Source organism: Azospirillum sp. BE72 (assembly GCF_031455875.1).
Taxonomy (GTDB): Bacteria; Pseudomonadota; Alphaproteobacteria; order Azospirillales; family Azospirillaceae; genus Azospirillum.
Map to the genome: position 1 here is coordinate 23,920 of NZ_JAVDTO010000031.1, position 8,685 is coordinate 32,604.

9 protein-coding genes are annotated in these 8,685 nt (G+C 68.5%); all 9 read left to right on the forward strand.

The features are described from left to right. Positions 1–85 precede the first annotated feature (85 nt). The 9 genes from J2Y49_RS31660 (at position 86) to J2Y49_RS31695 (ending at position 8,348) form a co-directional block, all read left to right on the forward strand. Entirely contained in the window at positions 86–2,464 is a 2,379-nt protein-coding gene (locus J2Y49_RS31660) for a heavy metal translocating P-type ATPase (protein ID WP_310119691.1), read from the forward strand. 259 nt (positions 2,465–2,723) lie between these two features. Continuing rightward, positions 2,724–3,080, forward strand: a complete 357-nt coding sequence (locus J2Y49_RS31665; protein WP_149228664.1) for a hypothetical protein — start codon at positions 2,724–2,726, stop codon at positions 3,078–3,080. A gap of 340 nt (positions 3,081–3,420) precedes the next feature. Then, on the forward strand, positions 3,421–4,059 hold the full coding sequence (locus tag J2Y49_RS31670) for a Spy/CpxP family protein refolding chaperone (RefSeq protein ID WP_310119692.1): 639 nt from the start codon (positions 3,421–3,423) through the stop codon (positions 4,057–4,059). A gap of 61 nt (positions 4,060–4,120) precedes the next feature. After that, on the forward strand, positions 4,121–4,729 hold the full coding sequence (locus J2Y49_RS32515) for a DUF2933 domain-containing protein (RefSeq protein WP_409017943.1): 609 nt from the start codon (positions 4,121–4,123) through the stop codon (positions 4,727–4,729). Positions 4,730–4,733: 4 nt separating this feature from the next. Next, positions 4,734–5,090 (forward strand): hypothetical protein, encoded by a 357-nt coding sequence (locus tag J2Y49_RS31675; RefSeq protein WP_149228669.1) that lies wholly within the window; start codon positions 4,734–4,736, stop codon positions 5,088–5,090. A 94-nt stretch (positions 5,091–5,184) separates the two neighbouring features. Then, positions 5,185–6,645, forward strand: a complete 1,461-nt coding sequence (locus J2Y49_RS31680) for a multicopper oxidase family protein (RefSeq protein ID WP_149228671.1) — start codon at positions 5,185–5,187, stop codon at positions 6,643–6,645. Positions 6,646–6,673: 28 nt separating this feature from the next. Beyond that, positions 6,674–7,102, forward strand: coding sequence for a DUF411 domain-containing protein (locus J2Y49_RS31685; RefSeq protein ID WP_149228673.1), 429 nt, complete (start codon positions 6,674–6,676; stop codon positions 7,100–7,102). Further along, positions 7,099–7,557, forward strand: a complete 459-nt coding sequence (locus J2Y49_RS31690; RefSeq protein ID WP_149228675.1) for a cytochrome c — start codon at positions 7,099–7,101, stop codon at positions 7,555–7,557. Before J2Y49_RS31685 ends, J2Y49_RS31690 begins: the two co-directional genes overlap by 4 nt. Positions 7,558–7,610: 53 nt before the next feature. Next, positions 7,611–8,348, forward strand: coding sequence for an SCO family protein (locus J2Y49_RS31695; protein WP_149228677.1), 738 nt, complete (start codon positions 7,611–7,613; stop codon positions 8,346–8,348). Positions 8,349–8,685 lie beyond the last annotated feature (337 nt).

Sequence of the window (8,685 nt, forward strand, 5' to 3'; positions counted from 1 at the left end):
ACCCGGAGTCCCACCGGGCAGGCGTTCGCCCCGGGGGCCGAAGACGCTGCCGGACGGCGCGAGCGCAAGGAAATGGAGGACGACCATGGCTGACCTGCATCGCGGCCACGCGCATCACCGCCACGATCCTCACGGACACGGTGACGGCCCGAAGGTGACGGATCCCGTCTGCGGGATGGCCGTCGATCCGACGAGGTCCACGCACCGCGCCGTCCACGACGGGCAGACCTTCCACTTCTGCTCGGCCCGCTGCCACGACCGATTCGTCGCCGATCCCGAGCGCTACCTGGCCCCGGCCGCCAAGCCAGCGGCCCCCGGGCATGCGGACCGGGAGTCGCCGCAGAAGGGCGTCATCTACACCTGCCCGATGCACCCCGAGATCCGGCAGGAGGGGCCGGGCACCTGCCCGATCTGCGGCATGGCGCTCGAGCCGGTGACCGCAGGCGTCGAGGGCGAGCCGAACCCCGAGCTCGCGGACATGACCCGCCGGTTCTGGATCGGCACGGCCCTCGCCGTGCCCCTCGTCATCCTCGAGATGGCCGCCCACATCCCCGGCCTCGGACTGCACGGCGTCCTCTCGCCCCGCACCTCCGTGTGGGCCCAGTTCCTGCTGGCCACCCCGGTGGTGCTGTGGGCGGGCTGGCCGCTGCTCGAGCGCGGCTGGCGGTCCTTCGTCACCCGCCGCCTGAACATGTTCTCGCTGATCGCGCTCGGCGTCGGCGCCGCCTACCTGTTCAGCCTCGTGGCCACCGTCCTGCCGGGCCTCTTCCCGGCCGGGTTCCGCGACGCGGAGGGGCTGGTCGCCGTCTACTACGAGGCGGCCGCGGTCATCACCGTGCTGGTCCTGCTCGGGCAGGTCCTGGAGCTCCGGGCCCGTGAGCGCACCGGCGGCGCCATCAAGGCGTTGCTGAACCTGACGCCCAAGACCGCCCGGCGCGTCCGCGACGGCGCCGACGACGAAGAGATCGCGTTGGACCGGGTCCAGGTGGGCGACCGGCTCCGCGTCAGGCCCGGCGAGGGTGTGCCGGTCGACGGGCGGGTTCTGGAGGGCCGTAGCGCCGTCGACGAGTCCATGGTCACCGGCGAGTCCCTGCCCGTCGAGAAGGAACCCGGCGCCACGGTGATCGGGGGCACCATCAACCAGACCGGTGCGCTGGTCGTGGTTGCGGAGAAGGTTGGCTCGGACACCATGCTGTCGCGCATCGTGACCATGGTGGCCGAGGCGCAGCGGTCGAGGGCGCCGATCCAGCGACTCGCCGACCTCGTGTCGGCGTGGTTCGTCCCCTCCGTCATCGTCGTCGCCGTGCTGGCGTTCGTCGGCTGGATGATCTGGGGGCCGTCGCCGGGCTTCGCCTACGCGCTCATCGCGGCCGTGTCGGTCCTCATCATCGCGTGCCCCTGCGCCCTGGGTCTGGCGACGCCGATGTCGATCATGGTGGGCGTCGGCAAGGGGGCGACCGCGGGTGTGCTGATCAAGAACGCCGAGGCGCTGGAGCGCTTCGAGACGGTCGACACCCTGGTCGTCGACAAGACCGGCACCCTCACCGAGGGCAAGCCCCGCGTGGTCGGCGTGACCCCCGCGCCCGGTTTCGATGAGGCGACCGTCCTGTCGCTGGCGGCGAGCCTGGAGCGGTCGAGCGAGCATCCCCTGGCGGCCGCCATCGTCGCCTCCGCACGCGAGCGCGGTCTGTCGGTCGAGGATGTGGCCGAGTTCGGCTCGGTGACCGGCAAGGGCGTGGCGGGCAGGGTGAACGGGCGCACGGTGGTCCTCGGCAACGCCGCCATGATGCGGGAGCGGGGGATCGCCCTGGGCAGCCTGGAAGCCCAGGCGGACGACCTCCGGCGCGACGGCGCCACGGCCCTGTTCGCCGCCCTGGACGGCAAGCCCGGCGGTGTCATCGCGGTCGCGGACCCGATCAAGGCCAGCACCCCGGATGCGCTCAAGACGCTCCGCGAGCATGGCATCCACATCGTGATGCTGACCGGCGACAACCGGACCACGGCCGAGGCCGTCGCGCGGAAGCTGGGCATCGACGCGGTCGAGGCCGAGGTCCTGCCCGAGGACAAGAACCGGGTGGTCAAGCGCCTGAGGGCCGAGGGCCGGGTGGTGGCGATGGCAGGCGACGGGGTCAACGACGCCCCGGCCCTGGCCGAGGCGGACATCGGTGTCGCCATGGGAACGGGCACGGACGTCGCCATCCAGAGCGCGGGGGTCACCCTGGTCAAGGGCGATCTCGCGGGCATCGCGCGGGCGCGCGCGCTGAGCCGGGCGACGATGCGCAACATCCGGCAGAACCTGTTCCTCGCCTTCGTCTACAACGCGATCGGCGTCCCGATCGCCGCGGGCGTGCTCTACCCGCTGTTCGGCTGGACGTTGAGCCCCATCATCGCTGCCGCCGCGATGGCCCTGAGCTCGGTCAGCGTGATCGGGAATGCGCTTCGCCTTCGGACCCTTCGGCTGTGAGCGGCGGGCCGCCGCTCACGCCCCTCGTCGGATTGCAGCAACCAGGACGGATGCCATGATGCACAATATGGAAGGGATGGGATGGATGATGGGAGCCATGGGAATCGTCTGGCTCCTGGTCCTTGTCTTCCTGATCCTCGGAATTGCCGCTTTCGTGAAATACTTGCGGTCGGGGCGATGAGACGCCCTTCTCCGTCGCACCACGTGCAACGGCAGCGCCCTTGGCCGAACCTGAACATCGAGCTATATTAGACCCGTCATGCAGGTCGTTCGCCGCATCCTCTCCGTCGTGTTCATCCTGGTCTTCGCGCTCGGGACGACGGCGCTGGCCGCCCAGGTGCCGATGAGGGGCACGATGGGAAGTCCGGTGGCGACCCTGGGCATGGGCGTCGCCAGTTCCCCCGCCTGCCCGGACTGCGGCGACAACGACCAGGGCATGATGACCATGGCGGCGTGCCACGGCGGCGTCTGCGTCATCCCCTCCATGCTGCCTCCCGAGGCGCCGCACCCGCCTTCGATGCCCGTGGCCTCCCCGGTCCCCCATGACCCGGCGCTCGGGTGGGGCGAGACCCCGCATCCGGAGCCGTACCCTCCGAAGTCCACCCTGCGCATCTGATCCGCGCCCGCCAACCGTCGGCGGCGCCGCGGTGATCGCCTGATCGGGTCGCGACCACGCGGCCAATCCGGCTGACCCAGACGCCCGGAGTTCGTCCGGGCGCGTCGGGAAGGCCACCGATGCGAGGGCAACCATGCCCCTGATTTCCCTGCCCCGGCCCGCGCCGGGGCACCTTGCCACCCGCGGGAACGAGCTCGGCCGCCTCCCGCCCGCTGCGTCTGCGCGACCTTTCCCCGGCCCGCGCCGGGAGCTTGCCCCGCTGGATGACGGCGGGCGTGGGCGGCGGCTGAGCCGACCACGGCCCGTCTCAGATCAGCTTTCCGGATCCATGGAGAAAACGATGAAATTCATGTCCCGCACCCTTCTGCCGGTCGTGGCCCTCGCGGCGTCGGTCTCGCTCGCCCAGGCCCAGACCCAACCGGATCACCAGGCCCACCACGTGGCGGGCCAAGGCGCAACCCAAGCCGCTCCAACGGCTTCGTCTGACCAGTCCCACGGCAGCATGCAGGGCATGACGGGTCCGGGCGACACGATGCGCATGATGCCCATGATGCAAGGGATGATGGGACAGCGGAACGCGCAGTCCGACACCGACGCGATGTCCTGTCCGATGATGGCCACGGGCGGCATGGGGTCGATGGGCAGCATGGGCATGCCCTTCGAGCACGTTGAGGGCCGGATCGCCTTCCTCAAGGCCGAGCTCGGCATCACCGACGCCCAGACCAAGGAATGGAAGGCTTTCGCCGACGCCCTGCGGACGAACGCCGAGGTCCACCGCTCCATGCACGGGCAGATGATGAAGGGTGAGACGTCAGCATCCCTGACCGAGCGCCTCGCGCAACGGGAAAGGGCGCTGTCGGTCCGGTTGGAGGCCACGAAGAGGCTCAACGCCGCCGCGACCCCGCTCTTCGCCGCGCTGTCGGAGGAGCAGAGGAAGGCCGCCGAAGACCTGCTCGGCGGCTCGCTGGGCATGATGTGATCCACACCGGATGGAGAACGGATGGAGAAAGGAACCCAACATGGATGGACAAACTCGGCGGATGCCTTGGTGGCGCAGCTGGCCTGTTCTCGGCGGCCTCGGCCTCCTCGCCCTTGCAGCCGTATCCCTGTCGGTGACCTATCCGGGTCACTTGGCCGCGGCCCTGCCTTATCTGGGCCTTCTGGCCTGCCCGCTGATGCACCTGGTCATGTGCTCCGGCATGAAAAAGGGAAGCTCCTGCGACAAACCGGGCGACCAGAAGCAGTGTGATGGCGTCTCGGGGCGCCCATGCCGGGCGCCCCACCCGAGCGGCCGAGGAGGTTGTCGCGGCAAGTCGCCCGAGGCCAGGAGCCGCGGACGGTTTCCGCCTGCACCGATGCCGAACAGCGGAGGCGAAGAATGCGGAGCCGGAGCCTGGAAAGGCAGATCCTCAATGCGTTCAAGAGGGCCATGGATGAGGGCCAACACGATGCTGCCGAACATCTCCTGCGCGCCCTCGAGGCTCTCGCGTCGGATGGGGTGCTCGGTTCACCCTTGGGCGAGGCATACGCATGCCTTGCTCGACATGGCTCTCGTCCCGTTCCTCGGCGCCAAAATCATTGAGAACGCCGGAGTTGCGAACACGGGGCGACAAACCTGTTGGCCTGCCCCCCTGACGAGCTCATATTGAAACCATGGCCTGCCTGCGCCGTATCCTGTCCGTCCTGCTGATCCTGGGCCTCGCGCTCGGGACGACGGCGCAGGCTGCCCAGGTGGGCATGATGGCGGGCACACAGGAGACGGCCGCGGCCGCCATGGACGGCGGCATGGCGGGCTGCGAGGGCTGCGCTTCCGGCCAGGAGACCGGCAAGGGCATGGACATGGCGGGCTGCCACGGAGGCATCTGCATCGTCCTGCCCGGTCTTCTGCCGGACTCTCCCGACAGCCCCTCCGTCGCGCCTGGCGCCTTCGCCGCCGCGTCGCCGACGGTCGCGGACGGCTTGTCGCCGCCGCCTGACCACCGGCCTCCGATACCCTCATCCCTTGCCTGAGACGCGCGCCGACGCACGTCGTGCGCCCGATGTACCTGCCTAACCGGCGGGGCCAAGCTGGCTACCCGCCGTCAGGCCCAGTTCGAGGGATTGAATGCTACCGAACCCGTTTGCCCGGCCGATCGATCGACGGCAGCTGCTGCTCCTTGCAGGCGGCGCCATCGCCGCGGCGGGCTTCGCCCCCGCCATCCTCCGCCCGGCACAGGCCGCGGAGCCGACCCACACGCTGACTCCCGGTCCCGGGCGGGCCCGGATGGTCGGCGCCGAGTACCCCGAGACGACGGTCTGGGCCTACGACGGCCGGGTGCCCGGCCCTGAGATCCGCGTCCGCCAGGGCGACCGGCTGCGGGTCGCCGTGACCAACCGGCTGGCCGAGGAGACCACCGTCCACTGGCACGGCGTCCGCGTGCCGAACGCCATGGACGGTGTGCCGCACATGCCGCGGCCGCCCATCGCCCCCGGCGAGACCTTCACCTACGAGTTCGACGCCGTGGATGCGGGCACCTTCTGGTACCACCCGCACATCCGCAGCCACGAGCAGGTCGGCCGCGGCTTGGCCGGGGCGCTCATCGTGGAGGAGCGCGAGCCGATCCGGGTCGATCGCGACGTCACTTGGATGCTCGGCGACTGGCGGCTGAAGAACGATGCCTCCATCAGCGACGACTTCGGCAACATGATGGACCTGAGCCACAACGGCCGGGTCGGCAACACCGTCACCATCAACGGCCGCGTGCTCGACGAGGTGCCGGTGCGGGCGGGCGAGCGGATCCGGCTGCGCCTCGTCAACGCCGCCAACGCCCGCATCTTCGGCCTCCGGCTCCAGGGCCTTCGGCCGCAGGTCGTCGCCATCGACGGGCACCCGGTCGAGCCGCATGAGCCCGCCGATGGCCGCGTGGTACTGGCCCCCGCCATGCGCATCGACCTCGTCATCGACATGATCGGCGCTCCCAGTGACCGGGTCACCGTCGTCGACGACTTCTACAGGGGTCTTGCCTATCGGCTCGTCGACTTGGCCTACGGGGCCGAGCGGCTTCGCGACCGGCCGCTCGAGGCCCCCATCGGCCTTCCGGCCAACCCGGTGCCCGAGCCGGACCTCTCCGGGGCTGTCCGTCACGAGGTAACCCTGGGCGGCGGCATGATGGGCATGATGGCCGGGGCCATGGTGGACGGGAAAATGACCGACATGCGCACGATGATGCGCAGCGGCATGGCCTGGGCCATCAACGGTGTCGCCGCCAGCGGTCCCGACGGCCACGGAGGAGGCCACGTCATGGATCCCATCTTCACGCTCGAGCGAGGCCGGACCTGCGTCATCGCCATGGCCAACGACACGGCGTGGCATCATCCCATGCACCTGCACGGGCACACCTTCCGGGTGCTGTCCAGGAACAGTCAGCCGACCCGCTTCCGCGAGTGGCAGGACACCGTCCTGCTGGCGCCCAGGGAGCGCGTCGAGGTCGCCTTCGTCGCCGACAACCCCGGGGACTGGATGTTCCATTGCCACATCCTCGAGCACCAGGTCGCCGGGATGATGAGCACCATCCGCGTCACCTGACCCGAGCCCGATTCCGAGGAACACGACCATGCGCATCCTCAAGACCATCGCCCTGTCGCTGGTGCTGCTGACCCCGGCGACCGCCTTCGCCGAGCAGGCCATCCTGTACAAGAACCCTCAGTGTGGCTGCTGCGAGGGCCACGCGGAGCACTTGCGCGCCAACGGCATCGACGGGACGTCCGTCGCCACCCACGACCTTGCGTTCAAGCGCCAGGAGCAGGGCGTGCCGATGGAACTCGTTGGCTGCCACATGATGCTGATTGACGGCTACGTGGTCGAGGGTCACGTCTCCGCGGCGATCATCAAGCGGCTGCTGGCCGAGCGCCCGGCCGTCAAGGGCATCTCGCTGCCCGGCATGCCGATCGGTTCGCCGGGGATGGAGGGCCCGCGGACCGAGCCGCTCGTCGTCTACACCTTCGGCGGCCGGGGCGAGCCGCAGGTGTTCGCGGTCGAATGACGCGCCGCCGGACAATCGCCTGGACGGGGGGCGCCGCGCTGGCGCTCCTCGTCGCCGGGGGCGTGGCAGCCTGGACCCTGACGTCCAAGGGCAGCCGGGCCGACCCGACCGACGCCACCCAGGTGGCGCTCGGCAAGGCCGTTTACGCCGAGAACTGCGCGTCCTGCCACGGCGTCAACCTCAAGGGCCAGCCGGACTGGCAGAGCCGCAAGCCGGACGGTCGCATGCCAGCACCGCCGCACGACGTTTCGGGGCACACGTGGCATCACCCCGACGAGGTGCTCTTCAGCATCATCAAGGAGGGCATCGAGAAGCACGCCCCGCCCAGGTACGAGAGCGACATGCCCGCGTTCGGGGGCACGCTCACCGATGATGAGATCTGGGCCGTTCTGGCCTACATCGCGAGCCGCTGGCCCGAGGACATCCGGGCCCGGTGGTCGATGATGGCGCAGTAATCCAAGAAGTGACCAAGGGTCGATGTCGATCCCGCCATGAGAACGAAAGCACCATGAACAAGCACTTCGCCGCCGCGACGGCAGCACTCCTTATCCTCGGCACCGGCAGCGTTGCCCATACCCACTCCCTGTCCGAGGTCGAACACAACATCTCGAGCAAGGACAAGTACGTCGAGGTCGTGAACCGCCCAGCCCCCGACTTCAGGTTGATCGACACCGAGGGACGCACAGTGTCCTTGGATGATCTCAAGGGTAAGGTCGTGGTCCTGTGGTTCGTCTACACCAGCTGCCCTGACGTCTGCCCGCTGCACACCAAGGCCGTGGCAGCCGTGCAGGAGCAGGTCAACGCGACCCCGATGAAGGACAGGGTGAAGTTCGTCACGATCTCCACGGACCCCGCACGGGACACCGCCAAGGTCCGCAGGGATTTCGCTGCGGCGCATGGCCTTGACCCGATGAACTCGATGTTCCTGAGCAGCGGCGCCGAGGGGTCCATGGCCACCCGGGAACTTGCGGAACAGTACGGCCTGAAGTTCACATCGATGCCGGACGGGATGCAGATGCACGGTGCTGTTATGCACCTTATTGACCGCGAGGGCAACCTGCGCGCCCGGTACCACGGTATGAAGTTCGACCCGACCAATGCCATCATCCACATAAATGCGTTGACCAACGATGGCTTAATCAAAGAACATTCCCATCAAAGTCCCAGTCACCGGCGCGACTTAACCGTCTGGGAGCGTATTAGGTCCATGTTCTGGTCGGATCAGGTGACGTCGTCTAATGAGTAGGCGCTCACCAACAGAGATGAAATAGCTACTTTTTCTCTGTCGGTGAGCTGAGCGGGGTGGAGGTGCAGGAATAACGCAGCAGGCACAGGCGGCCGAGCCGCTGCTCGGGACAGGCAAGCGTCTCAAATGATAGGAGCCCTTGCCTCCGATCTCAGGTCTGTCTCAAAGAATACGGTCCCAGTCTCAGCTAAACTGGACCGGCCTCCATCGTATGTCTCAGAGAGTTTGGTCTCAAAATTGGTTAGAGCGTTCTCAGGTTGCCTGGAATCGCTGAGGGGGATTCCCTTTGCCGCCGTAGCATGATTCGCTGCTCCTGGATTTCCGGTCTGGGGGTTAG

What these genes read in the sequence shown, in the direction of transcription:
- J2Y49_RS31665 (WP_149228664.1), top strand. Translation starts at nt 2,724, where the DNA reads ATGCAGGTCGTTCGCCGCATCCTCTCCGTCGTGTTCATCCTGGTCTTC.
- J2Y49_RS31690 (WP_149228675.1), top strand. Translation starts at nt 7,099, where the DNA reads ATGACGCGCCGCCGGACAATCGCCTGGACGGGGGGCGCCGCGCTGGCG.
- J2Y49_RS31695 (WP_149228677.1), top strand. Translation starts at nt 7,611, where the DNA reads ATGAACAAGCACTTCGCCGCCGCGACGGCAGCACTCCTTATCCTCGGC.
- J2Y49_RS31685 (WP_149228673.1), top strand. Translation starts at nt 6,674, where the DNA reads ATGCGCATCCTCAAGACCATCGCCCTGTCGCTGGTGCTGCTGACCCCG.
- J2Y49_RS31680 (WP_149228671.1), top strand. Translation starts at nt 5,185, where the DNA reads ATGCTACCGAACCCGTTTGCCCGGCCGATCGATCGACGGCAGCTGCTG.
- J2Y49_RS31660 (WP_310119691.1), top strand. Translation starts at nt 86, where the DNA reads ATGGCTGACCTGCATCGCGGCCACGCGCATCACCGCCACGATCCTCAC.
- J2Y49_RS31670 (WP_310119692.1), top strand. Translation starts at nt 3,421, where the DNA reads ATGAAATTCATGTCCCGCACCCTTCTGCCGGTCGTGGCCCTCGCGGCG.
- J2Y49_RS32515 (WP_409017943.1), top strand. Translation starts at nt 4,121, where the DNA reads ATGCCTTGGTGGCGCAGCTGGCCTGTTCTCGGCGGCCTCGGCCTCCTC.
- J2Y49_RS31675 (WP_149228669.1), top strand. Translation starts at nt 4,734, where the DNA reads ATGGCCTGCCTGCGCCGTATCCTGTCCGTCCTGCTGATCCTGGGCCTC.